Origin of the sequence: Streptomyces sp. NPDC047880, assembly GCF_040706515.1 — a bacterium.
Taxonomy (GTDB): Bacteria; Actinomycetota; Actinomycetes; order Streptomycetales; family Streptomycetaceae; genus Streptomyces.
This window is the reverse complement of record NZ_JBEZOK010000010.1, coordinates 121269-148216: the sequence shown is the minus strand read 5'-3', so window position 1 is coordinate 148216 and position 26948 is coordinate 121269. Positions and strand designations below refer to the sequence as shown.

The following is a 26948-nucleotide window of genomic DNA, read 5'->3' as shown; positions in this document are numbered from 1 at the left end:
CCGTTTGTTGATGCACTTTGTTTGATTGTGATGTTGACGTCTGTGGTGAATTGCGTTTTGATATGTTGGGTTCTGTTTGAAGGGCAAGGAGTCCGGCGTGAAGAAGACCTCGACCCGGCTGGCCGACGGTCGCGAGCTCATCTACTACGACCTGCGTGACGACAGCGTGCGGGACGCGACCGACCGCCGGCCGCTGGACCGCACCGTCACCACGTCCGAGATCCGCCGTGACCCCCTCCTCGGCGACTCCGTCGCCATCGCCTCCCACCGCCAGGGCCGCACCTACCACCCGCCGGCCGACGAGTGCCCCCTGTGCCCCTCCGAGGGCGAGCGCCTGAGCGAGATCCCCGACTCGTCCTACGACGTCGTCGTCTTCGAGAACCGGTTCCCCTCGCTCGCCGGCGACTCGGGCCGCTGCGAGGTCGTCTGCTTCACCTCCGACCACAACGCCTCCTTCGCCGACCTCACCGAGGAACAGGCCGGCCTGGTGCTGGACGCGTGGACGGACCGCACCTCGGAGCTGTCCCACCTGCCGTCCGTCGAGCAGGTGTTCTGCTTCGAGAACCGGGGCGCCGAGATCGGCGTGACCCTCGGACATCCGCACGGCCAGATCTACGCCTACCCCTTCACCACCCCCCGCACCGCGCTGATGCTCCGCTCGGCCGCGACCCACAAGGAGATGACCGGCGGGGAGAACCTCTTCGACGCCGTTCTGGAGCGCGAACTCGCGGGCGAGCGGGTCGTTCTGGAGGGGGAGCACTGGGTGGCCTTCGTGCCCTACGCGGCCCACTGGCCCTACGAGGTGCACCTCCACCCCAAGCGCCGCGTGCCCGACCTGCTCGGCCTCGACGAGGACGCGCGCACAGAATTCCCCAAGGTCTATCTGGAACTCTTGAGGCGCTTCGACCGGATCTTCGGGGAGAGTGAACCTCCCACGCCCTACATCGCGGCCTGGCACCAGGCCCCGTTCGGCTCCCTGGAGGAGTTCGACGGCGTCGTGCGCGAGGACTTCGCGCTGCACCTCGAGCTTTTCACCATCCGCCGCACTTCCGGCAAGCTGAAGTTTCTCGCGGGTTCCGAGTCCGGCATGAACGTGTTCATCAACGACGTGCCGCCGGAGCGCGCGGCCGAGCGACTGCGAGAGGTAGCGAGTTCATGAGCGGGAAGTACCTGGTGACGGGCGGCGCGGGATACGTCGGCAGCGTGGTCGCCCAGCACCTGCTGGAGGCCGGTCACGAGGTCGTCGTCCTCGACAACCTCACCACGGGCTTCCGCGAGGGCGTCCCGGCGGGCGCGTCGTTCGCCGAGGGCGACATCCGCGACGCCGCGAAATGGCTGGACTCCTCCTTCGACGGCGTGCTGCACTTCGCCGCGTTCTCGCAGGTCGGCGAGTCGGTCGTGAAGCCGGAGAAGTACTGGGACAACAACGTCGGCGGCACCATGGCGCTGCTGGCCGCGATGCGCGAGGCGGGCGTGCGCAAGCTGGTCTTCTCCTCGACGGCGGCGACGTACGGCGAGCCCGAGCGGGTCCCGATCGTCGAGTCGGCGCCCACGTCCCCGACCAACCCCTACGGCGCCTCCAAGCTCGCGGTCGACCACATGATCACGGGGCAGGCCGCGGCGCACGGCCTGGGCGCGGTCTCCCTGCGCTACTTCAACGTGGCGGGCGCGTACGGCGCGTACGGCGAACGCCACGACCCCGAGTCCCACCTGATCCCGCTGGTCCTCCAGGTGGCGCAGGGCAGGCGCGAGGCGATCTCGGTCTTCGGCGACGACTACCCGACGCCGGACGGCACGTGCGTGCGTGACTACATCCACGTCGCGGACCTGGCCGAGGCCCACCTGCTGGCCCTGACCTCCGCCACCCCCGGCGAGCACCTGATCTGCAACCTCGGCAACGGCAACGGCTTCTCGGTCCGCGAGGTCATCGAGACGGTCCGCCGGGTCACCGGCCACCCGATCCCCGAGGTCGTGGCCCCGCGCCGGGGCGGCGACCCGGCGGTCCTGGTGGCCTCGGCCGACACCGCCCGCGAGAAGCTGGGCTGGAACCCGTCCCGCGCGGACCTCGCGGGAATCGTCGCGGACGCGTGGGACTTCGCGCAGAACATCGCAAGGGAGCAGTAGTGGGCGCACAGCAGGTGCGGGACGGTTTCGAGGAGCTCTACGGAGCCGCCCCCGAGGGTGTCTGGGCGGCCCCGGGCCGCGTCAACCTCATCGGTGAGCACACGGACTACAACGACGGCTTCGTGATGCCCTTCGCGCTGCCGCACACCGCCGTGGCGGCCGTCTCCCGGCGCACGGACGGCGTGCTGCGCCTGCACTCGGCGGACGTCGAGGGCGGGGTCGTCGAGCTGCGCGTCGACGAGCTGGTGCCGGAGGCCGACCGGAACTGGACGGCGTACCCGGCGGGTGTGGTGTGGGCGCTGCGCGAGGCCGGTCACCCGGTCACCGGCGCCGACATCCACCTCGCCTCGACGGTCCCCTCCGGCGCGGGCCTGTCGTCGTCGGCGGCGCTGGAGGTCGTGGTCGCGCTGGCCCTCGACGACCTGTACGAACTGGGCCTGAAGGGCTGGCAACTGGCCCGCCTGTGCCAGCGCGCGGAGAACGTCTACGTCGGTGCCCCCGTCGGCATCATGGACCAGACGGCGTCGGCCTGCTGCGAGACCGGCCACGCCCTGTTCCTCGACACGCGCGACCTCTCCCAGAAGCAGATCCCCTTCGACCTGGCCGCCGGGGGCATGCGCCTGCTGGTCGTGGACACGCAGGTCAAGCACTCCCACAGCGAGGGCGAGTACGGCAAGCGCCGGGCCGGCTGCGAGAAGGGCGCGGCCCTGCTGGGCGTCGACGCGCTGCGTGACGTGCCCTACGCGGACCTGGACGCGGCCCTGGGCCGCCTCGGCGACGAGGAGGAGGTCCGCCGCCTGGTCCGCCACATCGTCACGGAGAACGAACGCGTCGAACGGGTCGTCTCCCTCCTGGAGTCGGGCGAGACCCGCGCGATCGGCCCGGTCCTCGTCGAGGGCCACGCCTCGCTGCGCGACGACTTCCGCATCTCCTGCCCCGAACTGGACCTGGTCGTCGACACGGCCCTGGCCAACGGAGCGCTGGGCGCCCGCATGACGGGCGGCGGCTTCGGCGGTTCGGCGATCGTCCTCGTGGAGGAGGCGGACGTGGACGCCGTCACCAAGGCGGTGACGGAGGCTTTCGCATCGGCGGGCTTCACCACCCCCCGCGTCTTCGAAGCGGTCCCCTCCCCAGGAGCCCGCCGCCTGCCCTGACCCCCCCCGGCACCAGCGGCGCCCTCCCCCCCCCCCGGGGAGAGCACCGCTGCCGTCGCCTTGTCAGCGGTTGACGGACTGGATCTCCTGGACCGGCACCTCGGTGGTGGTGGCGAACGTGCCGTTGGGCAGGTCACCGCCCGTGCCGCCCGCACCCTCCCAGGTGATCTCCCACGTGAGAGTCGCTTCAAGGCCGTAGGTGTCGTCTCCCGAGGAGCGCAGGTAGCGCACCCCGCACGGTGGCGTCAGCTCCGCCTTGCCCCGGGCGTACGGCTCTCCGATGGAGCCGTCGTCGTTGATCAGGCACTCACCGGACGCCGGAAGCGTCTCCGCGTCCGCTGTTCCCGGATCGAGGTGCAGGCTCACCGGCTTGGCCGTGGTGGTCGCCCACAGTCCCGTGCCGGGCAGACTCGCCGTGACGGAGACGGGCTTGAAGGCGCCCTTGTCCAGCCAGACCCATGTGGGCGCGTTCACCGTCGACCTGGCCTCCGGAGCGAGGGAGATCTTCGTCGGCGGCACGACGGTCCGCTGGTGCGCGAGCCCGGCGAGGGTCTCGGTGTCGATGGCCTGAGGAACACCGGGGTTCTTGCCGTTGTCGACCCAGAAGGGGTCACGCGTGCAGGACTTGGCCGCCGGATCGTCCTTCATCTCCGGGTTCTTCACCGCCACCCACCACATGCCCTCGTCGTTCTTCGCGACGTTGAAGTCCTTGTAGGGGTGGCCCTTCTTGTAGCGAGCCTGGACGTCGGCGATGCCTTCGGGCGAGCCTCCGGCGGACTCGTACATCGACCACTTGGCCTCGTTGAAGGTCTTGAAGTCCTTGGCTTTCCAGTACGGCTCGTACCAGCAGGCCGGCGGCTCCCAGTCCACGGCGGTGGAGGTGATCGGACCGCTGCCCTTCGCCTTGGTGCCCTTGACCGTGATGCTGACCCGGGACTCCAGGGCGGGGCCGGAGGCGTCGCCGGATGTCTTGCTCTCCCGGGGCCCGACAGTGTCGAACCCTCCGGCCGCAGCCGGAAGAGCCCCGAGGCCGACCAGTGCCGAGGCGAGCGCCGCTACGCCCATGCACCGTGTCAGGGCTGGCACTTCTTCGACCCCCGGTCCTCGGTGACATCCCAGGTCTGCCAGACGCCTGCGTCGTTCTTCTTCAGGCCGATGTTGTAGTGGACGTAGCTGTTCGGCGTGGTCTTGGTGCCTTGCAGCTTGTTCGTCTCGCGGTTCTTGAGGTCTGCCTTGCTCTCGTCGACGCAGTACGTCAAAGCCGCCGACTTCTTGCCGAACACCGTGACCTGCCGGTCGAAGTAACGCAGGGTGCCGGCCCAACTGGTCTTCTTGTCGATGGCGCGCTTGGCGTACTGGTACACACCGGTCAGCGCATCGTCCGTGTAGTAGAAGGCCATCCCGGACTTCTTCACGTCGCCGTAGGCCATGGCCTGCCACATCGTGCCCTCGGCCCGTTCGTTGTCCGCGAGAACGGCGTCCTTGATGGCATCGCCGGTCTGCTGTCCTTCGAAAACCATCTTCATGTCCGATGGCAGCTTGATGACCGGCCGATCGATCCCGTCCGCCGACGCGGAAGCCGAAGGTGAAGCCGATGCCTTGTCGCCCGATCCCGCACCGGCGATCTTGTCGGACGATGACGAGCCGTCACCTCCCCCCGAGCCACAGGCGGTCAGCAGCAGGGCCGCGGAGCGGTGAGCGCGGCTGTCACGAGCCGAGCGGGGCGGTTCACTGTGTCTCCCGTTGATCATGTGGGGGGATAACTCAAGCGAACCAACGCTATCGGTGAGTGATGACGGGGCGTCATCGAGCGGGTTCGCCCCCGCAACTCGCCCGCGCCGCTACCCCAGCCTCTTCACCAGCGAGTACTCCGTGATCCCCGGCGGATAGTCCGGCACCACGCACACCACCTCGTACCCCTGCTTCTCGTAGAACCGGGGGGCCTGGAAGTCCCAGGTCTCCAGGCGGGACGACCGGCAGCCGCGGGACGTGGACGCGATGTGTTCCGCCTCCGCGAGGAGCCGTGCGCCCAGGCCCCTGCCGCGGTGGCGTTCGTCGACCCAGAGGTAGGTCACGTGGAGCCAGGTCGCCCAGGTGTGGCCGACCAGGCCGCCGGCGAGGTCGTCGGTTCCGTCGTTCACAGCCCACACATGCAAGGGCATGTCCCTTTCGTCCGGAGTCCCGCGCAGGGCGCGCAGGATCGGAGAGGCGGCGGTGTTCGTGTCCCGCAGGCGTGTGCGGAGCAGATCACGTCGGTCCTTGTCGACTTCTGTCTCAAGACGGAACATGCGGCACACCATAAACGCGTCGGGCAGTCAGTTTTGCAAATAACCTTCCGCTCCGGGCCCCCGTCCGTACCCTGATGAACAGCACCGGTGGGGGCCGGTGCCGATCAGGGGGCGAGACAGCCGGGGTACGACGCCCGGGGTGGGGGTGGCGGTACTGCACGGCGGCGGCCGTGCGGCTGCGGCGACCCGAACAGGCCGCTGCGGCAAGGACGGACGACGGAACGCAGCGGACCCGGACACCCCGGCGTCGTGCCCGCGCGGTGTCAACCCCCGACGTTGGGGTATCCCCTGCTCTTCGGGAGCACTGGGGAAGGGGGTTACGTGGTTCGCATCCGAGTCCTGGTCGTCGACGACCATCGCATCTTCGCCGAGTCACTCGCGGCGGCCCTCGCCGCCGAGCCCGATGTCGACGTCTCCGCGGCCGGCAGCGGTCCGGCCGCGCTGCGCAGCCTGGAGCGGGCGGTCGCCGAAGGGCGGCGGTTCGACGTGCTGCTCGTGGACGCCGACCTGGGCGGCAAGGTACCGGGCACCCGCCCGGCCGTCCCCGTGCAGGAGGGCAACGAGGACGGGCTCGTCGACGGGATCTCCCTCGTCACGGGTGTGCGCTCCGCGCAGCCGAACGTACGGATCGTCGTGCTCGCCGAGAAGGACGACCCGCGGCGGGCGGCCCTCGCCCTGCAGGCCGGCGCCTCCGGCTGGGTCGCCAAGGACTGCTCGCTGTCCCGGCTGCTCACGGTCATCCGGGGCGTGCTGCGGGAAGAGACCCATCTGCCGCCCGCCCTGCTGACGGGTGTGCTGCGGGAGCTCACCGCCGCCCGCAAGCACCGCACCGAGAGCGAGCAGCTCGTCGAGTCCCTCACTCCGCGTGAGCGGGAAGTGCTGCGGTGCATGGTGGCGGGACTGGGGCGCAAGGCCGTCGCCGAGCGCCTGTTCCTGTCGCCGCACACCGTACGGACCCACATGCAGAACGTCCTCGGCAAGCTCGGCGTGCATTCCACCCTCGCCGCCGTCGCCCTCGCACGGCGGGCCGGGGTCGGGCCGGTGGACCTAACCGGGGATGTTGTCGAACGGGGCGGTCAGCTGGCGTAGCAGCCCCGCCAGCTCACCGCGCTGGGCTCGGGAGAGCTCCGCGAGGATCGCGCGCTCCTGGGCCAGCAGACCCGCCAGGGCCTGGTCCGCGCGGTCCCGGCCCTCGACCGTCAGCCGCACCAGGACGCCCCGGCGGTCGCTGGGGTCGGGGAGGCGCTCCACCAGGCCCTTCTTCGCCAGACGGTCGATGCGGTTCGTCATCGTGCCCGAGGTGACCAGGGTCTGGGTGAGGAGCTGTCCCGGCGAGAGCTGGTACGGCGTGCCCGCCCTGCGCAGGGCCGTCAGGACGTCGAACTCCCACGGCTCCAGGTTGTGCTCCGAGAACGCCAGCCGCCGTGCCCGGTCCAGATGCCGGGCCAGCCTGCTCACGCGGCTGAGCACCTCGAGCGGTTCCACGTCGAGGTCCGGGCGCTCCCGGCGCCACGCTGCGACCAGCCGATCGACCTCGTCCTCCATGACGATCAGTGTAGTGGTTGTGTCGACGTAGAGTCTCTTGACATCAAGTTTCTTGACATCGAGATACCTTTGGATCACGCTGGGTGTGCGCCCCGCACGGTCACCACCAGGACACATCAGGACACCAGGAGGAACGATGCCCGCAGCCGCCCCCACCTGGGACCCCGGTCAGTACCTCCGTCACGCCGACCACCGCGCCCGCCCCTTCACCGACCTCCTCGCCCGCGTCCCCGACCTGCCCGCCCGGTCGGCCGCCGGCCGTCCCCGCATCGCCGACCTCGGCTGCGGCCCCGGGAACGTCACCACGCTGCTCGCCACCCGCTGGCCCACCGCACTGATCACCGGCTACGACAACTCGCCCGAGATGCTCGACAAGGCCCACGTCGACCACGAGGGGCCGACCCCGGGCGGAGGGCGTCTCGGCTTCGAGCACGCCGACGTACGGACCTGGACGCCGGACGAGCCGTACGACCTGATCATCAGCAACGCCACGCTCCAGTGGGTGCCTGGCCACGCCGAGCGCTTCCCCGACTGGGTGGCGGGACTGAAACCCGGCGGCACCCTCATCTTCCAGGTGCCCGGCAACTTCGACGCCCCCAGCCACCGGCTCATGCGCGAACTCGCCGGTGCACCGCGCTGGCGCGGCCGGCTCGCCGGCACCCTGCGCCACGCCGACGCCGTCCACGCCCCCGGGGCCTACCTGGAGCGGCTGACGTCCCTCGGTTGCGCGGCCGACGTGTGGGAGACGACGTACATCCACCTGCTCCAGGGGGAGGACGCGGTGCTCGACTGGGTGAAGGGAACCGGCCTGCGGCCCGTGCTCACCGCCCTCGCCGACGAGCCGGAGCAGCGGGAGGCGTTCGTCGCCGAGTACCGGGCGGCCCTGCGCGAGGCCTATCCGGCCGGCCCGCACGGCACGCCGTTCCCGTTCCGCCGGGTGTTCGCCGTGGCCCGGAAGGAGGGCTGAAGATCACCGCCCTGTATCACGTCGAGCTCGCCGCCTCGCCCGGCAGCGAGCGGCGGCTGCGGGCGTACTACGTCGACGTCCTCGGGATGACCGAGGTACCGAAACCGCCCGAGCTTGCCCGGCGGCGCGGGTGCTGGTTCCGGGCCGGGGCGGTGCAGCCGCATCTGGGGGTCGAGGAGGATTTCCGGGCGGCACACAAGGCCCACCCCGGACTGCGGGTGACGGGCATCGACGCCCACGCCGCGCGGCTGGAGTCCGGCGGGGCGTCCGTCGTCCGGGACTCCGCCCTGCCCGGGCACAAGCGGCTCTGCACACAGGACCCGGCCGGCAACCGCCTGGAGTTCCTCGAACCCCTCTGGAGGGGACCTGGTCAGGCCTTGCGGCGTCCTATCAGGTGCGGCTTGGCCTCTATCCCGTCCAGGCCGTGCCACGCCAGGTTCACCAGGTGCGCGGCCACCTCGGCCTTCTTCGGACGGCGCACGTCCAGCCACCACTGGCCGGTCAGGGCGACCATGCCGACCAGGGCCTGGGCGTACAGCGGGGCCAGCTTCGGGTCGAAGCCGCGGCTCTTGAACTCGCGGCCCAGGATGTCCTCCACCTGGGTGGCGATGTCGGAGATCAGCGAGGCGAAGGAACCCGTCGACTGAGGGATGGGCGAGTCACGGACCAGGATGCGGAACCCGTCCGTGTACTCCTCGATGTAGTCCAGCAGCGCGAACGCGGCCTGTTCGCACAGTTCGCGGGGGTGACCGGCCGTGAGCGAACTGGTCACCATGTCCAGCAGGCGCCGCATCTCACGGTCCACCACGACCGCGTACAGCCCTTCCTTGCCGCCGAAGTGCTCGTACACCACCGGCTTGGACACCCCGGCCTTCGCCGCGATCTCCTCCACGGACGTGCCCTCGAAGCCCTTGGCCGCGAAGAGCGTGCGACCGATCTCCAGCAGTTGCTGACGGCGCTCGGCACCGGTCATCCGGGTGCGGCGCGCTCGCCGCGGCTTGTCATTGCTGGGGGTGCTGCTCGAGTCGGTCGCCACAGCGACCATCATGCCGCCTCGACGGGCTCCTTCCCGCGCGGGGAGCCGCCTTCCCCGGTGTTACGGCGCGAATCGATACGCGAGCGTGACGGCCACCTCACGTCGTACGCCCAGCCCGCCCTCTCGAACCAGCGGATCAGCCGGGCGGACGAATCCAGCTGGCCGCGCATCACGCCGTGCCGGGCGGACGTCGGGTCGGCGTGGTGCAGGTTGTGCCACGACTCACCGCACGACAGCACCGCCAGCCACCACACGTTGCCCGAACGGTCACGCGACTTGAACGGGCGCTTGCCGACCGCGTGGCAGATCGAGTTGATCGACCACGTCACGTGGTGCAGCAGGGCCACCCGGACGAGGGAACCCCAGAAGAAGCCGGTGAACGCGCCCCACCAGGACATCGTCACCAGGCCGCCGATCAGCGGCGGCAGCGCCAGCGACACCACCGTCCACAGGACGAACTGGCGGGAGATGTTGCGCAGCGTCCTGTCCTTGATCAGGTCGGGCGCGTACTTCTCCTGCGACGTCTGCTCCTCGTCGAACATCCATCCGATGTGCGCCCACCACAGGCCCTTCATCAGGGCCGGGAGCGTCTCACCGAAACGCCACGGCGAGTGCGGGTCGCCCTCCGCGTCGGAGAACTTGTGATGCTTGCGGTGGTCGGCCACCCAGCGCACCAGCGGGCCCTCGACCGCCATGGAACCCGCGATCGCCAGCGCGATCTTCAACGGCCGCTTGGCCTTGAAGGACCCATGGGTGAAGTGACGGTGGAAGCCGATCGTGATGCCGTGGCACCCGAGGTAGTAGAAGAAGACCAGCAGACCGATGTCCAGCCAGCTCACCCCCCAGCCCCACGCCAGCGGCACCGCGGCCAGCAGAGCGAGGAACGGGACGGTGATGAAGAGAAGGAGGGCGATCTGCTCGATGGACCGCTTCTGCTCGCCGCCCAGCGTCGCCGGGGTGGCGTCGGTGGCCTGACCGGGCGCCTCGAAAGCGTCCTCGATCACGTCGGAACTACTGGTCATACGCGTCCCCTGGGGGGTATGTGGAGGGAGAAGGGGTAGCCGGGGCACGTGAACCGTGACGTGCTTCCTACGGTTCCGTAACCTACGGCGTCGTAAGTATGGCAGTGCGTCGCCCGGCGGCAAGAGCCCGCGAGCCTGCGCGTCCTGGCCGACACCTATCCTTGAGTCGGTCGGACAGCGCGGTCCGCTCTGATTTCTTCCCGGATGTCCGGACCGTATGCGGCGCCCCGCCGCGCGAGACGCCGTCCGGGTTCCCCTCCCAGACGAGCTTCAACACTGCAAGGAGCCGCACCTGTGAGCAGTGCCGACGACCAGACCACGACGACGAGCAGCGAGCTGCGAGCCGACATCCGCCGGCTGGGTGACCTCCTCGGCGAGACCCTCGTCCGCCAAGAAGGCCCCGAGCTGCTGGAACTCGTCGAAAAGGTCCGCCGCCTCACCCGCGAGGACGGCGAGGCCGCCGCCGAGCTGCTGCGCGGCACCGAACTCGACACCGCGGCCAAGCTGGTCCGCGCCTTCTCCACCTACTTCCACCTGGCGAACGTCACCGAGCAGGTCCACCGCGGCCGCGAGCTGCGCGCCCGCCGCGCCGCCGAGGGCGGACTCCTCGCCCGTACGGCCGATCGGCTCAAGGACGCCGACCCCGAACACCTGCGCGAGACGGTCCGCAACCTCAACGTCCGCCCCGTCTTCACGGCCCACCCCACCGAGGCCGCACGCCGCTCCGTCCTCAACAAGCTCCGCCGCATCGCCGCGCTCCTGGAGACCCCGGTCATCGAGTCCGACCGGCGCCGCCTGGACACCCGCCTGGCCGAGAACATCGACCTCGTCTGGCAGACCGACGAGCTGCGCGTGGTGCGCCCCGAGCCCGCCGACGAGGCCCGCAACGCCATCTACTACCTCGACGAGCTCCACGCGGGCGCCGTCGGCGACGTCCTGGAGGACCTCACCGCCGAACTGGAGCGCGCCGGGGTCAAGCTCCCCGACGACACCCGCCCCCTCACCTTCGGCACCTGGATCGGCGGCGACCGCGACGGCAACCCCAACGTCACCCCCCAGGTCACCTGGGACGTCCTGATCCTCCAGCACGAGCACGGCATCAACGACGCCCTGGAGACCATCGACGAGCTCCGCGGCTTCCTGTCCAACTCCATCCGCTACGCCGGCGCCACCGAGGAACTGCTGACCTCCCTCCAGACCGACCTGGAGAACCTCCCCGAGATCAGCCCCCGCTACAAGCGCCTCAACGCCGAAGAGCCCTACCGGCTCAAGGCCACCTGCATCCGCCAGAAGCTGGAGAACACCAAGAAGCGCCTCGCCAAGGGCACCGCCCACCGCGACGGCCGCGACTACCTCGGCACCAGCGAACTCCTCGACGACCTGCGGATCATCCAGCGCTCCCTGCGCGAGCACCGCGGCGGACTCTTCGCCGACGGCCGCCTCGCCCGCACCATCCGCACCCTCGCCGCCTTCGGCCTCCAGCTCGCCACCATGGACGTCCGCGAACACGCCGACGCCCACCACCACGCCCTCGGCCAGCTCTTCGACCGGCTCGGCGAGGAATCCTGGCGCTACGCCGACATGCCCCGCGACTACCGCGCCAAGCTCCTCGCCAAGGAGCTCAGGTCCCGGCGGCCGCTCGCCCCCACCCCGGCCCCCGTCGACGCGCCCGGCGAGAAGACCCTCGGCGTCTTCGGCACCGTCAAGCGCGCCCTGGAGGTCTTCGGACCCGAGGTCATCGAGTCCTACATCATCTCCATGTGCCAGGGCGCCGACGACGTCTTCGCCGCCGCCGTCCTCGCCCGCGAAGCCGGTCTCATCGACCTGCACGCCGGCTGGGCCAAGATCGGCATCGTGCCGCTCCTCGAGACCACCGACGAGCTCAAGGCCGCCGACACCATCCTCGAGGACATGCTCTCCGACCCGTCCTACCGGCGCCTCGTCGCGCTGCGGGGCGACGTCCAGGAGGTCATGCTCGGATACTCCGACTCCTCCAAGTTCGGCGGCATCACCACCAGCCAGTGGGAGATCCACCGCGCCCAGCGCCGCCTGCGCGACGTAGCCCACCGCTACGGCGTCCGCCTGCGCCTCTTCCACGGCCGCGGCGGCACCGTCGGCCGCGGCGGCGGCCCCACCCACGACGCCATCCTCGCCCAGCCCTGGGGCACCCTGGAGGGCGAGATCAAGGTCACCGAGCAGGGCGAGGTCATCTCCGACAAGTACCTCATCCCCTCCCTCGCCCGGGAGAACCTCGAACTCACCGTCGCCGCCACCCTCCAGGCCTCCGCCCTGCACACCGCACCCCGCCAGTCCACCGAGGCCCTCTCCCGCTGGGACGCCGCGATGGACGTCGTCTCCGACGCCGCCCACGCCGCGTACCGCCGACTCGTCGAGGACCCCGACCTGCCGACGTACTTCCTCGCGTCGACGCCGGTGGACCAGCTCGCCGACCTGCACCTGGGCTCCCGGCCCTCCCGCCGCCCCGGCTCCGGTGTGTCGCTCGACGGCCTGCGCGCCATCCCCTGGGTGTTCGGCTGGACCCAGTCCCGGCAGATCGTCCCCGGCTGGTTCGGCGTCGGCTCCGGCCTCAAGGCCCTGCGCGAAGCCGGCCTCGACACCGTCCTCGACGAGATGTACGGACAGTGGCACTTCTTCCGCAACTTCATCTCCAACGTCGAGATGACCCTGGCCAAGACCGACCTGCGGATCGCCCAGCACTACGTCGACAGCCTCGTCCCCGACGAGCTCAAGCACGTCTTCGACACCATCAAGGCCGAACACGAACTGACCGTGCGCGAGGTGCTGCGCGTCACCGGTGAAGAGGAACTCCTCGACGCCGCGCCCGTCCTGAAGCAGACCTTCGCCATCCGCGACGCCTACCTCGACCCCATCTCCTACCTCCAGGTCGCCCTCCTCAAGCGGCAGCGCGACGCCGCCGAAGCCGGCGAGCAGCCCGACCCGCTCCTCGCCCGCGCCCTCCTCCTCACCGTCAACGGCGTGGCAGCCGGCCTGCGCAACACCGGCTGAACCGCTCCCGGACACCACTGTGCCCCCGAGCCCGTACAGGCTCGGGGGCACAGTGCCGTCCGCATCAGCCGCGACCGGCCCTCCGGCGCCGCACTACCAGGAACCCGCCACACGCCACCAGGGCCGCCGCCACACCCGACAGCACACCCACCGGCGCCCCGTTGCCCGTCTCGGCGAGATCACCCTCACCGCCACCCTGCGCCGACGGGGACGAGGACGGCGCCGAAGAAGCAGGCACCCCACCGCCGGCCGACGCACTCGGCGACGCCGACGCACCCGGCTCACCCGACGGCTCACCGGACGCACCCGACGACGGCGACGCCGAAGCCGACGGCGTCGAACCACCCGGCTCCTGCTCGTCCTCGCACTCCGACCAGAACACCTTGTGCTTGGCGGACCCCTTCTCACCCTCGAACGTCCAGAACAGCTTGTAATGCCCGTCGGGCAGCGTCAGATCCCCGGTCCGGCCGTGACCCTCGGCGTCCAGCACCAGCGCACCGGACTCCACCGTCTCCCCCTTGTTCTCACTCGGAGGGATCGCATCGATGTGCCAGTCCACCTTCTGCCCCCCGTCGAAACCGAAGGCATCCAGGTAGAAGGCGCACACGTGCGGCTCATTGCGCCGCAGCTCCTCACCCGTCGAGGCGTCATGGATCTTCACCGTGCCGTTGTCGCCCGGGGGAGTGGCGTGGGCGGCCGGAGCGAACAGGAGAACCGAGGAAGCGGCAGCGCAGACAGCGCCGAAGCGGGAGAGGGGTCGCATCAGAGGTAGTCCATCTTCGAGAAGTGACAGGAAGATGTGGAGGGGGCGGCTCAGCTTCCGGCCTCGCCCGGCCGCACGTCAATCACGAACACACAACACTCGCACCGGCACACGGGAAACAACGACCCAGCCCTCACACGGCAACGAAAGCCGCCGTCAGCAAAGCCACCCCCGACAACCCCATCACCCACGCGAGCCGCGTCCGCAGCAGACCACCCGCCACCACGACCGACGCCAGCAACAACGCACCACCGAGCGGAACCCACGCGTACAGCACCCCCGCCGGACCCGAACGCACCGCGTCATCACCACCGGGCTTCACGACCACCGTGTACGTCCGGCCCCGCTCCACCGCGACCGACTTCTCCAGCACCACCCGCGCCCGCGGCTGCGAACCCGCCGACAACGGCGTGTACCGGCCCCAGCACACCGCGGGCCCACACCGCGACACATCGACCGTGCCCTGCTCCCGGCCCTTCGTCAGCATCACGTGCTGCGCCGTACCCCACGACGCCCACACACCCGCGATCAGGATCAGCACCGCGACCGAACCCATCGCCGCGAACCGCCCGAACCGCAGCACGGCGGTCGAAGCCTGGGACGAAGAGGCGGCAATGGCAGGCATGGCCGGGATCATTGGCCATGCCTGAACGGCCCGTCAACCTCGACGGGTGACAAGTCAGGAGTTGTACGTGCTTTGCGCCCGCTCCAGCCCCTCGATCACCAGACACTCCACCGCATCCGCCGCCCGGTCCACGAAGTAGTCCAGCTCCTTGCGCTCCGACGACGAGAAATCCTTCAGCACGAAATCCGCCACCGGCATCCGACCCGGCGGCCGCCCGATCCCGAACCGCACCCGGTGATACTCCGCACCGAACGCCTTCGTCATCGACTTCAGCCCGTTGTGCCCGTTGTCCCCGCCACCCAGCTTCAGCCGCAGCACCCCGTAGTCGATGTCCAACTCGTCATGCACCGCCACCACATGACCCACCGGCACCTTGTAGAAGTCCCGCAGCGCGTTCACCGGCCCGCCCGACAGGTTCATGTACGACATCGGCTTCGCCAGAATCACCCGCCGGTTCAACGGCCCCGGCGGCCCGATCCGGCCCTCCACGACCTGCGCCTGCGCCCGCCCGGCCCGCTTGAACCTCCCCCCGACCCGGTCCGCCAGCAGATCGGCCACCATGAAACCCACGTTGTGCCGGTTCCCCGCATACTCCGGCCCCGGATTGCCCAGCCCCACGATCAGCCACGGAGCGGCCGCATCGGTCGTCACGTCCATGTCTCCTTCATACGCGTCGGCCGCTGCCCCGCACGGGAACAGCGGCCGACGAAACGACGACGCAGAGGATCAGGCCTCGGCGGCCTCTTCCTCAGCGGCCTCCTCGCCCTCCGGGGCCTCCTCGGCCTGCGCGGCCAGCACCTGCAGGACGACAGCGTCCTCATCGACGGCCAGCGTCGTGCCCTTGGGCAGCTCGATGTCCTTCGCGAGGATCGAGGCACCGGCCTCCAGTCCCTCGACGGACACCGTCACCGACTCCGGGATGTGGGTCGCCTCGGCCTCCACCGGCAGCGCGTTCAGCACGTGCTCCAGCAGGTAGCCACCCGGGGCCAGCTCACCCTCGGTCTGCACCGGGATCTCGACCGTGACCTTCTCGCCGCGCTTGACCAGCAGCAGGTCCACGTGCTCCAGGAAGCCCTTCAGCGGGTCACGCTGCACGGACTTCGGGATCGCCAGCTCGTTCGTCTTGCCGTCGATGTCCAGCGCGATCAGGACGTTCGGCGTACGCAGCGCCATCAGCAGCGCGTGACCCGGAAGGGTCAGGTGCAGCGGGTCCGAACCGTGCCCGTAGAGCACGCCGGGAACCTTGTCCTCACGACGGATACGGCGCGCGGCACCCTTGCCGAACTCGGTGCGCGTCTCGGCGGCGATCTTCACCTCGGACATGATCACTCCTCATAGTCAGAAACGGACGTGGTCACCCGGCCACGAACGGCCTGCTACGAAGAGCGCGTCGATAACGGACCACCGCATCCCGCAAACACAACGGGAACGGCCTCCCTCGCCGAGCAACTGCAGCAGTCTACTCGGACAGGGAGGCCGCACCCAAAAGGATCTACGCCGGCACCACGCGGGGGCCTACTGCTCGTCGAACAGGCTCGTCACCGAACCGTCCTCGAACACCTCACGCACCGCACTCGCGATCGTCGGCGCGATCGACAGCACCGAGATCTTGTCCAGATCAGCGCTCAGCTCCGACGGCGTCGGCAGCGTGTTCGTGAACACGAACTCACTCACCCGCGAGTTCTTCAGCCGGTCCGCGGCCGGACCCGACAGCACACCGTGCGTCGCCGTCACGATCACGTCCTCCGCACCGTGCGCGAACAGCGCGTCCGCCGCGGCACAGATCGTCCCACCGGTGTCGATCATGTCGTCCACCAGGACACACACGCGACCCTCCACCTCACCCACGACCTCGTGGACGGTGACCTGGTTCGCGACGTCCTTGTCACGCCGCTTGTGCACGATCGCCAGCGGCGCACCCAGACGGTCGCACCAGCGGTCCGCCACCCGCACACGGCCCGCGTCCGGAGACACCACCGTCAGCTTCTCCCGGTCCACCTTCCGGCCCACGTAGTCCGCCAGCAGCGGCAGCGCGAACAGGTGGTCCACCGGACCGTCGAAGAAGCCCTGGATCTGATCCGTGTGCAGATCCACGGTCAGGATCCGGTCCGCACCCGCGGTCTTCATCATGTCCGCGATCAGACGCGCCGAAATCGGTTCACGGCCACGGTGCTTCTTGTCCTGCCGCGCGTAACCGTAGAACGGCACGATGACCGTGATGGAGCGGGCCGACGCACGCTTCAGCGCGTCGATCATGATCAACTGCTCCATGATCCACTTGTTGATCGGAGCCGTGTGGCTCTGGATCAGGAAGCAGTCGGCACCACGCGCCGACTCCTGATAACGCACATAGATCTCGCCGTTCGCGAAGTCGAAGGCCTTCGTCGGGACGACCCCGACACCCAACTGCTGGGCGACCTCCTCGGCAAGCTCGGGGTGGGCGCGGCCGGAGAAGAACATCAACTTCTTCTCGCCGGTCGTCTTGATCCCGGTCACAGCACTGTCTCCTCAGAGGTGTCGCAGCTGGGTGGCGAGAGACCTCGCAGCCGACTTGCCGGAGGCCGTCTCAGCTGGTGGGGGTGCGGGTTGTGCACTTATCACCGTACGCCGTGTTTGAGGCATCGGTTTCCGGTCAGCCCTCGCCGGCCGACTCCCGGGAAGCCGCCTCCGCCGCCTTCGCGGCCGCGCTCCCCGGACGCTTGCGAGCCACCCAACCCTCGATATTCCGCTGCTGACCACGGGCCACGGCCAACGAACCCGCCGGCACATCCTTCGTGATCACGGATCCCGCAGCGGTGTACGCACCGTCCCCCACCGTGACAGGCGCCACAAACATGTTGTCCGAGCCCGTACGGCAATGCGAACCGATGGTGGTGTGGTGCTTCTCCTGCCCGTCGTAGTTCACGAAGACGCTCGCGGCACCGATGTTCGTCTGGTCACCGATCGTCGCGTCCCCCACGTACGACAGGTGAGGCACCTTCGTCCCCTCCCCGATCGACGCGTTCTTCGTCTCCACGTACGTCCCGATCTTGCCCTTCGCACCCAGCCGCGTCCCCGGCCGCAGATACGCGAACGGACCCACCGTCGCCTCCGCGCCCACCTCGGCACCCGCCGCCACGGTGTTGTCCACCCGCGCACCCGCACCCACCCGGGTGTCGGTCAGCCGCGAGTTGGGCCCGACCTCCGCACCCCCGGCCAGATGCGTCGCGCCGTGCAGCTGCGTGCCCGGGTGCACGACGACGTCCTGCTCGAAGGTCACGGTGACGTCGACCCAGGTCGTAGCCGGATCGATCACGGTCACACCCGCCAGCATCGCCTCGGTCAGCAACCGGTCGTTCAGGATCCGCCGCGCCTCCGACAGCTGCACACGGTTGTTGATCCCGGCGATCTCACGGTGGTCGCCGGCCACCGACGCCCCCACCCGGTGCCCCGCCTCACGCAGGATCCCGAGCACATCCGTCAGGTACTCCTCGCCCTGGCTGTTGTCCGTCCGCACCTTCTTCAGCGCGTCCGCCAGCAGCTGACCGTCGAACGCGAACACACCCGAGTTGATCTCACGGATCGACCGCTGGGCGTCCGTCGCGTCCTTGTGCTCGACGATGGCCGTGACGGCACCCGTGGCGTCGTCGCGGACGATCCGCCCGTACCCCGTCGCGTCCGGCACCTCGGCGGTCAGCACGGTGACCGCGTTGCCGTCGGCGGAGTGCGTCTCGGCGAGCGCCCGCAGGGTCGCCCCGGTCAGCAGGGGCGTGTCCCCGCACACGACCACGACGGTCCCGTCCACGGACCCGCCCAGCTCCTCCAGGCCCATCCGCACGGCGTGCCCGGTGCCGTTCTGCTCCGCCTGCACGGCGGTACGGACGTCCGGGGCGATCTCACCGAGATGCGCGGTGACCTTCTCACGGGCGTGGCCGACCACGACGACCAGATGCTCGGGCTGCAGCTCGCCGGCGGAGGCGAGGACGTGCCCCACGAGACTGCGGCCGCAGAGCTCGTGCAGGACCTTGGGTGTGGCCGACTTCATACGGGTGCCCTCACCCGCTGCGAGAACGACGACGGCTGCCGGGCGGTTGGCGCTCACGGGATGCCCTTCGGCTGTGGATGGGGTGGGGTGACATCCGCAGGATACCGGGGGGTTTTGTGGGGGGTGGGGGTGTGGGGTCCGACCGATCCATCACCAGTCAGGACCCGAACCCATCATGTGCTCCCGGGGGAGGACTCGAACCCCCATGATCAGAACCAAAATCTGACGTCTTGCCCTTAGACGACCCGGGATTGCCGCTAAGTCCGATTTGGTAGTTCGGACGCGGTGGCAGCCCCTACTATGCCGCACCACCAGCCTTCGATGCGACGGTACAGCTCCGCGCTCCGTCGCACGGTGAGTGCAAGGCATCCTCGGTAGTCATCACCGGTGTTCTTGCGCACTGTCTTCGGGTTGTGCCGCTTCAGTGTCGTCCGGCCGAATGAGGTGCGGTCGGTCTGGGTGATTTCCGCCCAGTATTTCTCGGCTGCTTCAACATCGGCCGACTCGTGAATCATCACGCGGTACGTGATGTGGGTCCTCTCGACCTCGAGCAGGTCGAGCCAGGCGAGGAACACGCGGATCATGTCGGGGTCGTTGTTGACGAAAATGACCCGTTCCCGTCGGGCGTGCGGCTTGTCCTTGGCGCCCTCGGCCCAGTACAAGCCGACTCCGAGAACGAACAGCTCCCGTTGGGAGAGTTCGCCGATCGCTCGCCTGGCGGCCTCCTTGGTCTGCTGGCGTTCCTCGTCGCGTACCGCCAGCTCGTGCTCCCACCTCCGTTGCGCTGCCAGTTTCGCCTGCTGTGTCGGGTCGAGGCGCTCCGGCTTCGGCAGATCCCGGACCCACAGTGAGATCGAGCTCTTCGAGCACCCCAGCTCCACCTGGATCTGGTCGTACGTCCAGCCCTGGAGGCGGAGTTCCCTCGCCCTCTCCCTCAGGTCGTCCTTCGCGTTCGGGCGCTTGGTCCAGGCCGGTGGTGGTTCGCCTTCCAGCAGGCGGTTGAGGATGTCGTTGTTGTCGACGTGAAGCCGGTCGCGGATCTGGCGACGGCTCAGTCCTGCGCGCCGCAGTGCCACCGCCCTCTCCCGCAGCCCCTCGAAGTCGGCGTACTTGCCGGGTGCATGTGTCATACGCATACCGTCCGGGCGGAATGGAGGCCTCCGGGGTCGAACGGTGTGCGATTCAGCAGTTCGAGGGATATCGGGTGGTATCGCGGCCGAACGGTCACGGAGTGTGGTGTAGGCCAGTCCGGGAAATGCGACGGAAAACCGGCGGGGGCCGCCCGTAGGCTGGGAGCCATGACCGCGACGGGGGAAGACCATGTGACGGCCCGGGGAGGGCCGTGGTGGTGGGCCAGGCGGCGCAGCGCCGTGCTCGATGTGAGCCTGGCCGTGGTGTCCGCGCTGGAGTGCGCGCTGGAGGGGATCCCGTTCGCGCGGGATGCCGGGATCCCGGTGGCCGCGGGGGTCGTCTTCGGGTTGCTGGCCGGTTCGGTGCTGCTCGTGCGGCGGCGGTGGCCGATCGCCGTGGTGCTGGTGTCGATCGCCATCACGCCCGCCGAGATGGGCTTCCTGATGGGCATCGTCGGCCTGTACACGCTGGCCGCGGCCGAGCTGCCCCGGCGGATCATCGGCTCGCTGGCGGGGATGTCGCTGGTCGGGACGCTGATCGTGACGTTCGTGAAGACGCAGCAGGACATGTCGCGGGGGGATCTGGAGATAGGGGACTGGTTCGTCCCCTTCGCTGCGATCACGATGTCGCTGGGCTTCACGGCGCCGCCGGTGCTGCTGGGACTGTACGTGGGGGCGCGGCGGCGGTTGATGGAGAGTCTGCGGGAGCGGGCGGACAGTCTGGAGCGGGAGCTTCAGTTGCTGGCGGAGCGGGCGGAGGAGCGGGCCGAGTGGGCCCGGAACGAGGAGCGGACGCGGATCGCGCGGGAGATGCACGACGTGGTCGCGCATCGGGTGAGCCTGATGGTGGTGCATGCCGCGGCGTTGCAGGCGGTGGCCCGGAAGGATCCGGAGAAGGCCGTCAAGAATGCCGCGTTGGTGGGGGACATGGGGCGGCAGGCGCTGACGGAGCTGAGGGAGATGCTCGGGGTGCTGCGCAGTGGTGGGGACGGCCCGTCGCGTGAGCCGTCCGCGCCGGCATCGGTATCGGCCTCGGTGTCGGCATCTGCGTCGGTGCCGTTGGCGGCGGTGGGGGTGGCGGCCGCTGCGGCTGCTTCGCGGGCGGCGGATGACGAGGGGCCGTGTCTGGCGGAGATCGAGGAACTGGTGGGGCAGTCGGCTGCGGCGGGGATGGTGGTGGCGCTGTCGGTGGAGGGGGATGTGCGGTCGTATGCGCCGTTGGTGGAGCAGACGGCGTACCGGGTGGTGCAGGAGGCGTTGACGAACGTCCACAAGCACGCGGCCGGGGCGAAGACGTATGTGCGGTTGGCGCATCGGGTGTCGGAGATCGCGATGCAGGTGGAGAACGAGCCGCCTGAGGAGGCGGCGTCGTCGGCGCGGTTGCCGTCCGGGGGGAACGGGCTGGTGGGGATGAGGGAGCGGGTGTCGGCGCTGGGCGGGGTGTTCGTGTCGGGGCCGACGGATGCGGGGGGTTTCCGGGTGTCGGCGGTGATTCCGGCGTCGTAGCCCCTTCGGGGCCGGTCGCCGCCCGCTGACCGGCCGGTGACGGGCCGCTGACCGGCCACGCCCGGCCGGTGGTCGGGCGTGGCCGGCCGGTGGTCAGCCGGCGGTGAGGCGGAGGGGGGCGGTGCCGGCGATGAGGGTGGCGAGGGCCTGGTCGATGTCGTGGCCGAGGTACCAGTCGCCGGTGTGGTCGAGGGTGTAGACGCGGCCGTCGGTGTCGATGGCGAGGAGGGCCTGGCTGTCGGTCTCGGCGCCGAGGGGGCAGACGTCGGTGCCGAGGGCGCGGCCGAGGTCGCCGAGGGTGCGGGCCATGTGGAGGCCGTGGAGCGGGTCGAGGTGGAGGGTGGCGGGGGCGACCTGGCGGCCGGGGCCCGTGGGTGTGATGTGGAGTCCGCCGAATTCGGCCCAGGCCTCGACGGCCGCGGGGAAGACGGTGTGGCGGTGTCCCGCGGGGGAGGTGTGGTCGCGCAGGGCGTCGGCCCAGATCTCGGCTTGTTTGATGTCCCAGCGTCCGGGTTGCCAGCCGGCGGCGCGCAGGGCGGCGTCGACGGGTACGGCGAAGCGGGTGGTTGAGGTGCGGTCGGTGTGCATCTGCCCTTCGTCTCGTCGAGGTCATGGGGTGGCGGCGGGTGTGCGCGGGCGCACGCCGGGTGTCCGGCTGTGCGGTGTGGGGGTGGGGGGAGGCGTCAGGTGTTCTGGGACGCCGGGTCGACTATGCGGACGCCGAAGTGGGAGCTGAGCGCGGTGCAGGCGCGGCAGGGGGCGGCGAAGCTGCCGTGGAGGGGGTCGCCGTCCTCGCGGATGCGTCGGGCGGTGAGTTTGGCCTGTTTGAGGGCTTTGCGTGCTTCGCCGTTGGTCATGGGTTTGCGTGCGGCGCGTTTGCTGCGTGCGGTGTCCGCGGCGGCGATGTGCCGGGAGATGAGGATCGTTTCGGCGCAGCGGCCGGTGTAGCGGTCGCGCTGGGTGCTGGTGAGGGTGTCGAGGAAGTCCTGGACGAGGGGGTGCAGGGCGGGGGGTGTGTCGCCGCGGGCTGCGGTGCCGGTGAGGGTGGTGCCGCGGACGGAGAGGGCGGCGGCGATGGTGGGGAGGATGCCGTCGCGGCGGTGCAGGAGGGTGGGGGCGTGGGCGGTTTCGGTGGTGCTCCAGCCGATGCGGGGGTCGCCGTTGCGGGGGTCTGCGTGGTGCGGGTCCCTGCTGCGGGGGTCGCCGATGCGCGGGTCGCTGTGCGGGTGGCCGGCCGCGGGGCCGGTGTCGCGGCTGCCGCCTCGGGGGTCGCCGTTTCGTGGGTCGGCGGGCCTGCCGGTGTGTGGTCCCGTCTGCGTCGCGTTCATGATCGTCTTCCCCTCCGTGCATCCCCCCGGGGTCACAGACTGCCAAATGCCGTGGCTGCTGCGGAAGCTGGGGCGATGCGACACGCCCGTAGCGGGTTGTGTTGTCACGGTGGGGTGACGGCTGGTCACGGAAGCGGAGGGGGTGCCGGCCGGTGCCGGTGACCGGTGTCGTCGCACCGCATAGGCTGTCGGCACCGCGGGCGATGCGGTGATCCGTTCGGAGATCGATGCCGTGAACCGGAGGGGGATCCTTCAGGTCGGCGCGTGCGGTGAAGTGCAGTGAAGTCGAAACAGACGTGACAGTCGATACGGTTCGTAGTGCGCCAAGGGTGGTCAATACGGGTCGTACAGAGTGCCGCAGGGGGCAACCGCCATGACGACAGGTCGGCTCGGGCAGCAAGCCGCGCCGCCGAACGCGGCCTACGCCGGGCAGGTCGTGCATTTCCCGGATCCGGTGCGGGCGGCCCGTCACCCGAGAGGGGTACGGGTCGACGAGCGTGGTTACCCCGACTTCTCGGCGTACGCCCGGGCGGCCGCGGAGATCGCGGAGCCGCCGGAGGGTTTCGGTGTCGACGAGTTGCGGCTGACGGACTACGTGTCGGCGAACACGGCGTTGTCGGCGTCCGGGCACGAGTTGTGGGACACGGTGCCGGCGGTGGCGACGCCGCACGGCTGGACGTGGCACCACGTGGTGGGCACGCGGCGGCTGGAGCTGGTCCCGGTCGAGGTGAAGGCGCTGCTGCGGCATCACGGGGGTGTGGCGACGTCGGGCGTGGACCATGCCAAGCGGGGCACGCGGCCGCTGCAGGAGACCCGTCCGGCGCACTTCGGGCTGCCGAAGTCGGGGGTCGCGGTCACCGAGTCGCAGGTGCAGGGTGTCGAGGAGGACCTCGGCTACCGGCTGCCGGGTGCGTACCGGTCGTTCCTGAAGGCGGCGGGCGGTTGTGCGCCGGTGGGTGCCGCGTTGGACGCGGAGCTGGGGCTGCTGGTCGATCAGCCGTTCTTCACGGTGCGGGACGAGGCGGCGGTCAACGACCTCGTCTACGTCAACAAGTGTCTGCGTGACCATCTGACCAAGGACTATCTGGGGATCGCGTTCGTCCAGGGCGGGTTGCTGGCCGTGAAGGTGAAGGGCGAGCGGATCGGCTCGGTGTGGTTCTGCGCGTACGACGACGCGCGGGACGTGGATCCCTCGGTGCCGCCGGCGGAGCGGGTGGAGCGGTTGCTGCTGCCGTGCGGTGAGGACTTCGACGTCTTCCTGTCGCGGTTGGCGGGCAATCCGCCGGAGTTGGAGACGGTGGCGAACCTGATGGTGGACGGCGGGTTCGCGCGTGTGGTGCCGGTGGGTGCGGTGTCGTCCTCGGCCGTGGGGGAGTGACGTCAGCGATGGTGACCTTCGCGCAGGCGCAGGAGCGCGCGGAAGAGTGGATCAACGGGGATGTGCCGTCGTACCAGCATCGTGAGGTGCGGGTGCGGGAGTTCGATCTCGGGTTCGTGGTGTGGGCCGAGGACCGGGCGGACGGGCCGCGGTCGGACGGTGGTGCGCAGCGGCTGGTGATCGCGCGGGACAGCGGCGAGGCGACGCTGTGGCCCGGGTTGCCGGTGGGCGAGGTGATTCGCCGGTACGAGGAGGAGTACGGCCGTCCGGACGCGGTGGACGAGCCGGCAGCGGCGGCGCCCGCTGCACGGGTGGATCTGAATCAGACGTCGTTCCTGCTGACTCCGCCGGAGTGGTTGCAGGACGCGGCGGACAAGCTGGGGATTCCGGACCGGCGGGGTGCGGGGGCCGGGGCTCAGGCGGCTTCTGCCGAGGGCTCTTCCGGCCCTGCTGCTGGTGCTGATGCCGGTGCTGGTTCCGGTTCGGTGGTCGGCGGGGTCTCGGCCGGTGGCGGGGCGACTCCCGCACAGGGGGCGCCCGTGGCGTCGGACGGTGGTGCGTCGTGGCCGGTGGCCGGGGGTGACTCCGGGGCCGACGCGGGTGCTTCCGGGTCTCCGGCGGCGCCGGGTGTGCCGGAGGGGGCGACGCCCTGGGCCGGTACGGACACCACCGCGGACGCGGGCGAGGACCGTTCCGTGCCGCTGCCGGCGACGGTCTTCGCGCCGCCGCTGAGCGAGGACGACGGCGACACTCCGCCGCCTTCGACGATGCCCGAGGCCAAGACGACGCTGATGTCGGGCGGCAGCCAGCTTCCGCCGACGGCGCTGTCGCCGGCGGTGGACGACCCGAACGCGCAGGGCCCGGGGTCGGTGCCCGCGCCTGGCGGCCCCGGTCAGGGGCGCCCGGCGGGTCCGGCGGGCGCTCCGCCCGTGCCGGGGACGCCGCCCGGTGGTGTGCCGCAGGGCGGTACACCGCCGCCCGTGCCCGGGGGCCAGCCGTACGGCTATCCGCAGCCGCCGGGCAGCACGCCGCCGCCGGCCGCCGCGCCGCAGCAGCCGGCCGGGCCGGGGGCCGCTCAGCATGCCGGGGACATCGCCGACGCCGCGACCAGCAAGGCGGCTCCGCCGTCCGGGCGCCGGGGGACGGGCCCCTCCACGCCGCCTCCGCCGGGCGCCCCGGGGACGCCCGGCGCCCAGCGGGGCGGTACGCCCCCGCCGTCGGGGCCCGGAGCGCCGGGTACTCCCGCGGGTGGGTACGTGCCCACGCAGATGGTGTCGGCGCTCGGGCCGGACGGTCCGGGCGGGGCCGGGGACCCTTCAGGCACGGGTGCGGGCGCGCCGCTGCCGCCGCCGGGGGCTCCGGGCACTCCGGGTGCCCCGCAGGCGGGCCCGGGTGCTCCCGGTACTCCGGGTGCGCCGAATCCGCCCGGCCCTCCGGGCGCGCCGCAGCCTCCGGGCGCCCCGGGTGGTACGCCGCCCGACGGAGTCCACCACGCCGCCACGATGCTTGCCGATCCCGGTCGCATGGGCCCGGGCGCCCCGCAGCCGCCGGGTCCTCCGGGTGCGCCCCAGGGTGCGCCGAGCCCGGGTGCTCCCGACGCGCCCGGTGCGCCGGGCGGTCCGCGGCCTCCGGGTGCCCCAGGTGCTCCTGGTGCCCCGGGTGCTCCCGGCGGTCCTGGGCCCGTGCACCACGCGGAGACCGTGCTGGCCGCGCCCCCGGCGGGCGGACCCGGCGTGCCTCCGCCGCCGCAGGCCCCGGGCGCACCACCCGCCGCCCCGGGTGCTGCACCGGGCACCCCTGGCACGCCCGGTGCGCAGCCGATGCCGCCCGGGATGCCGGGAGCGGTGCCTCCCGGTGTGCCGCCGGGTGCCATGCCCCCCGGTGCGGTGCCGCCGCCCGGCCCCGGGCAGCCTCCCGCGTACGGCTATCCGCAGCAGCCCACCGGGCAGCCGACCGTCGGCCCCGGCTACCAGGCCGTGCTGCGCTACCGCGCGCAGGACGGTTCCGAGCAGCAGCTGATCCGGCGTTCGGCGCCGGGCACGCCGCACCCGGAGTGGCAGATCTTCCACGAGCTGCGGGCCATGAACGTGCCCCCGGACCAGGTGCTGGAGCTGCACACCGAGCTGGAGTCGTGCGAGCTGCCGGGTGCGTACTGCGCGCGGATGATCCGGGAGCAGTGGCCGCAGGCGCGGATCACGAGCATCGCGCCGTACGGTACGGACCACGCGAGCCGGCAGCAGGGCATGCAGCAGCTGCTGGCCCACCAGGGGGAGTTGCACCAGGTGGCGGACGGCCCGGCGCGCCCGGCGCCGGTGCGCGCTCCGCTGCCGCCGGTGCAGATGGCGCCGCCGATCCCGCCCGAGGCCATCGGGCAGGAGCTGGGGGCCGCGTTCGGGCCGGGGGTGTTCCGGTTCGAGCAGGCCGCCGTGTCGCGGCAGGGTGTGCCGCCGATCGTGGCGCACACGCTGGTGGCGGCCGGACTGCCGATGGACATGGGCCCGTTCTTCTGGGCGCAGGCCCAGCCGGGGCGGCCCGTTCCGACGCTGGCGGAGCTGGCGGCCGAGCGCGGTGTGCAGCCGGCCTCGGACGCGGGTTCCTATCTGGTGATGGGCAGCGACTTCGGCAAGGCGATCTGCGTGCAGTACGGCACGGCGAACATCGTGGCCGTGCCGGTGGAGGCCGGGCCGGGCGGGGCGCCGGTGCCGCCGCAGTTCGTGAACACCGGGCTCCCGGAGTTCGCACGCTGCCTCGCCCTGCTGGGGCGGATGTGGCGACTGCGGTTCGGGCTGAACCAGGAGCAGGCGGGCCGCTGGACCGTCGACTTCCAGGCCCAGCTCGCCGCGCTCGACCCGGCGGCGCTGGGGTCGCCGGAGAGCTGGTGGTCGGTCCTGCTGGAGCAGATGTGGGACGGGCTGCTGTGACGCGCCGCCGCTGAGGCGGTGCCGCCGACGTGCCGCAAAGGAGCCGGGTCCGGTCGCTCGCGCGACCGGGCCCGGCTCTTTCGTGTCCGCGGTGAAAAATCTCCTCGCCG

At 70.7% G+C, this 26948-nt stretch carries 25 protein-coding genes, 1 tRNA gene and 1 pseudogene; 11 read left to right on the top strand and 16 right to left on the bottom strand.

What is annotated here, in order from left to right:
• Window positions 1-97: 97 nt before the first annotated feature.
• Genes galT through galK form a run of 3 tightly spaced genes read left to right on the top strand, consistent with a single transcriptional unit; the run spans window position 98 to window position 3278 of the window.
• Entirely contained in the window at window positions 98-1159 is a 1062-nt protein-coding gene (gene galT / locus AB0937_RS17770) for a galactose-1-phosphate uridylyltransferase (protein ID WP_366712705.1), read from the top strand.
• On the top strand, window positions 1156-2124 hold the full coding sequence (gene galE, locus AB0937_RS17765) for a UDP-glucose 4-epimerase GalE (protein ID WP_366712703.1): 969 nt from the start codon (window positions 1156-1158) through the stop codon (window positions 2122-2124). Before galT ends, galE begins: the two co-directional genes overlap by 4 nt.
• Window positions 2124-3278, top strand: a complete 1155-nt coding sequence (galK, locus tag AB0937_RS17760) for a galactokinase (protein WP_366712701.1) — start codon at window positions 2124-2126, stop codon at window positions 3276-3278. The genes galE and galK overlap by 1 nt, the downstream gene beginning before the upstream one ends.
• Before the next feature lie 63 nt (window positions 3279-3341).
• Here the strand turns inward: galK and AB0937_RS17755 are convergent, their stop codons facing one another.
• Both AB0937_RS17755 and AB0937_RS17750 read right to left on the bottom strand, forming a co-directional pair.
• Window positions 3342-4343, bottom strand: a complete 1002-nt coding sequence (locus tag AB0937_RS17755; protein ID WP_366712700.1) for a hypothetical protein — start codon at window positions 4341-4343, stop codon at window positions 3342-3344.
• An 8-nt stretch (window positions 4344-4351) separates the two neighbouring features.
• Window positions 4352-4804: a hypothetical protein gene (locus AB0937_RS17750; protein ID WP_366712699.1), complete on the bottom strand. Its 453-nt coding sequence runs from the start codon at window positions 4802-4804 to the stop codon at window positions 4352-4354.
• Here AB0937_RS17750 and AB0937_RS17745 point away from each other — a divergent pair.
• On the top strand, window positions 4803-4976 hold the full coding sequence (locus AB0937_RS17745) for a hypothetical protein (RefSeq protein WP_366712698.1): 174 nt from the start codon (window positions 4803-4805) through the stop codon (window positions 4974-4976). The genes AB0937_RS17750 and AB0937_RS17745 overlap by 2 nt on opposite strands.
• Before the next feature lie 143 nt (window positions 4977-5119).
• Here AB0937_RS17745 and AB0937_RS17740 read toward each other — a convergent pair whose 3' ends face one another.
• Window positions 5120-5578, bottom strand: a complete 459-nt coding sequence (locus AB0937_RS17740; protein ID WP_366712697.1) for a GNAT family N-acetyltransferase — start codon at window positions 5576-5578, stop codon at window positions 5120-5122.
• A 309-nt stretch (window positions 5579-5887) separates the two neighbouring features.
• On the opposite strand from AB0937_RS17740, the gene AB0937_RS17735 reads away from it, so the two are divergent.
• Complete coding sequence (locus tag AB0937_RS17735) at window positions 5888-6655, top strand: response regulator transcription factor (RefSeq protein ID WP_366712696.1); 768 nt, start codon at window positions 5888-5890, stop codon at window positions 6653-6655.
• Here the strand turns inward: AB0937_RS17735 and tamR are convergent.
• Window positions 6614-7111, bottom strand: a complete 498-nt coding sequence (tamR, locus tag AB0937_RS17730) for a MarR family transcriptional regulator TamR (protein ID WP_366712695.1) — start codon at window positions 7109-7111, stop codon at window positions 6614-6616. The genes AB0937_RS17735 and tamR overlap by 42 nt on opposite strands.
• A gap of 136 nt (window positions 7112-7247) precedes the next feature.
• Here tamR and AB0937_RS17725 point away from each other — a divergent pair, with 136 nt between their 5' ends.
• Together AB0937_RS17725 and AB0937_RS17720 are read left to right on the top strand one after the other, a co-directional pair.
• The gene (locus tag AB0937_RS17725; protein ID WP_366712694.1) at window positions 7248-8078 is read left to right on the top strand and encodes a trans-aconitate 2-methyltransferase; all 831 of its coding nucleotides are present in this window, start codon (window positions 7248-7250) and stop codon (window positions 8076-8078) included.
• A gap of 2 nt (window positions 8079-8080) precedes the next feature.
• Window positions 8081-8431, top strand: a pseudogene (locus tag AB0937_RS17720) (VOC family protein); the annotation flags it as partial.
• Window positions 8432-8448: 17 nt separating this feature from the next.
• On the opposite strand, the gene AB0937_RS17715 reads toward AB0937_RS17720, so the two are convergent.
• Together AB0937_RS17715 and AB0937_RS17710 are read right to left on the bottom strand one after the other, a co-directional pair.
• Window positions 8449-9126 (bottom strand): TetR/AcrR family transcriptional regulator, encoded by a 678-nt coding sequence (locus tag AB0937_RS17715; protein ID WP_053675827.1) that lies wholly within the window; start codon window positions 9124-9126, stop codon window positions 8449-8451.
• Window positions 9123-10136 carry a fatty acid desaturase gene (locus tag AB0937_RS17710; RefSeq protein ID WP_366712692.1) on the bottom strand — a complete coding sequence of 338 codons (1014 nt, stop codon included), beginning with the start codon at window positions 10134-10136 and terminating at the stop codon, window positions 9123-9125. Before AB0937_RS17710 ends, AB0937_RS17715 begins: the two co-directional genes overlap by 4 nt.
• A gap of 294 nt (window positions 10137-10430) precedes the next feature.
• Between AB0937_RS17710 and ppc the strand changes: the two genes are divergently transcribed.
• Complete coding sequence (gene ppc, locus AB0937_RS17705; protein WP_366712690.1) at window positions 10431-13163, top strand: phosphoenolpyruvate carboxylase; 2733 nt, start codon at window positions 10431-10433, stop codon at window positions 13161-13163.
• A 64-nt stretch (window positions 13164-13227) separates the two neighbouring features.
• Here the strand turns inward: ppc and AB0937_RS17700 are convergent, their stop codons facing one another.
• The 8 genes from AB0937_RS17700 to AB0937_RS17665 all read right to left on the bottom strand — a co-directional run bounded on the left by AB0937_RS17700 (window position 13228) and on the right by AB0937_RS17665 (window position 19705).
• Window positions 13228-13926 carry an LPXTG cell wall anchor domain-containing protein gene (locus AB0937_RS17700; protein WP_366712688.1) on the bottom strand — a complete coding sequence of 233 codons (699 nt, stop codon included), beginning with the start codon at window positions 13924-13926 and terminating at the stop codon, window positions 13228-13230.
• A gap of 133 nt (window positions 13927-14059) precedes the next feature.
• The gene (locus AB0937_RS17695; RefSeq protein WP_366712687.1) at window positions 14060-14563 is read right to left on the bottom strand and encodes a hypothetical protein; all 504 of its coding nucleotides are present in this window, start codon (window positions 14561-14563) and stop codon (window positions 14060-14062) included.
• A gap of 42 nt (window positions 14564-14605) precedes the next feature.
• The gene (pth, locus tag AB0937_RS17690) at window positions 14606-15208 is read right to left on the bottom strand and encodes an aminoacyl-tRNA hydrolase (RefSeq protein WP_366712685.1); all 603 of its coding nucleotides are present in this window, start codon (window positions 15206-15208) and stop codon (window positions 14606-14608) included.
• A 69-nt stretch (window positions 15209-15277) separates the two neighbouring features.
• Window positions 15278-15874, bottom strand: a complete 597-nt coding sequence (locus tag AB0937_RS17685) for a 50S ribosomal protein L25/general stress protein Ctc (protein WP_366712683.1) — start codon at window positions 15872-15874, stop codon at window positions 15278-15280.
• Between the two features lie 192 nt (window positions 15875-16066).
• The gene (locus AB0937_RS17680) at window positions 16067-17047 is read right to left on the bottom strand and encodes a ribose-phosphate diphosphokinase (RefSeq protein WP_366712681.1); all 981 of its coding nucleotides are present in this window, start codon (window positions 17045-17047) and stop codon (window positions 16067-16069) included.
• A 136-nt stretch (window positions 17048-17183) separates the two neighbouring features.
• Window positions 17184-18632, bottom strand: coding sequence for a bifunctional UDP-N-acetylglucosamine diphosphorylase/glucosamine-1-phosphate N-acetyltransferase GlmU (gene glmU, locus AB0937_RS17675; protein WP_366712680.1), 1449 nt, complete (start codon window positions 18630-18632; stop codon window positions 17184-17186).
• A 123-nt stretch (window positions 18633-18755) separates the two neighbouring features.
• Window positions 18756-18826, bottom strand: a tRNA-Gln gene (locus AB0937_RS17670).
• Window positions 18827-18832: 6 nt separating this feature from the next.
• The gene (locus AB0937_RS17665) at window positions 18833-19705 is read right to left on the bottom strand and encodes a hypothetical protein (protein ID WP_366712679.1); all 873 of its coding nucleotides are present in this window, start codon (window positions 19703-19705) and stop codon (window positions 18833-18835) included.
• A 168-nt stretch (window positions 19706-19873) separates the two neighbouring features.
• On the opposite strand from AB0937_RS17665, the gene AB0937_RS17660 reads away from it, so the two are divergent.
• Complete coding sequence (locus tag AB0937_RS17660; protein ID WP_366712678.1) at window positions 19874-21211, top strand: histidine kinase; 1338 nt, start codon at window positions 19874-19876, stop codon at window positions 21209-21211.
• A gap of 93 nt (window positions 21212-21304) precedes the next feature.
• On the opposite strand, the gene AB0937_RS17655 is transcribed toward AB0937_RS17660, so the two are convergent.
• Together AB0937_RS17655 and AB0937_RS17650 are read right to left on the bottom strand one after the other, a co-directional pair.
• On the bottom strand, window positions 21305-21799 hold the full coding sequence (locus tag AB0937_RS17655; protein WP_366712676.1) for an SUKH-3 domain-containing protein: 495 nt from the start codon (window positions 21797-21799) through the stop codon (window positions 21305-21307).
• Window positions 21800-21894: 95 nt separating this feature from the next.
• A complete protein-coding gene (locus AB0937_RS17650; protein ID WP_366712674.1) occupies window positions 21895-22539 on the bottom strand; it encodes a YwqJ-related putative deaminase in 645 nt (214 codons plus the stop codon).
• Between the two features lie 373 nt (window positions 22540-22912).
• Between AB0937_RS17650 and AB0937_RS17645 the strand changes: the two genes are divergently transcribed.
• Window positions 22913-23917 carry an SMI1/KNR4 family protein gene (locus AB0937_RS17645; protein WP_366712673.1) on the top strand — a complete coding sequence of 335 codons (1005 nt, stop codon included), beginning with the start codon at window positions 22913-22915 and terminating at the stop codon, window positions 23915-23917.
• A gap of 8 nt (window positions 23918-23925) precedes the next feature.
• A complete protein-coding gene (locus tag AB0937_RS17640; RefSeq protein ID WP_366712671.1) occupies window positions 23926-26838 on the top strand; it encodes an SUKH-4 family immunity protein in 2913 nt (970 codons plus the stop codon).
• Window positions 26839-26948 lie beyond the last annotated feature (110 nt).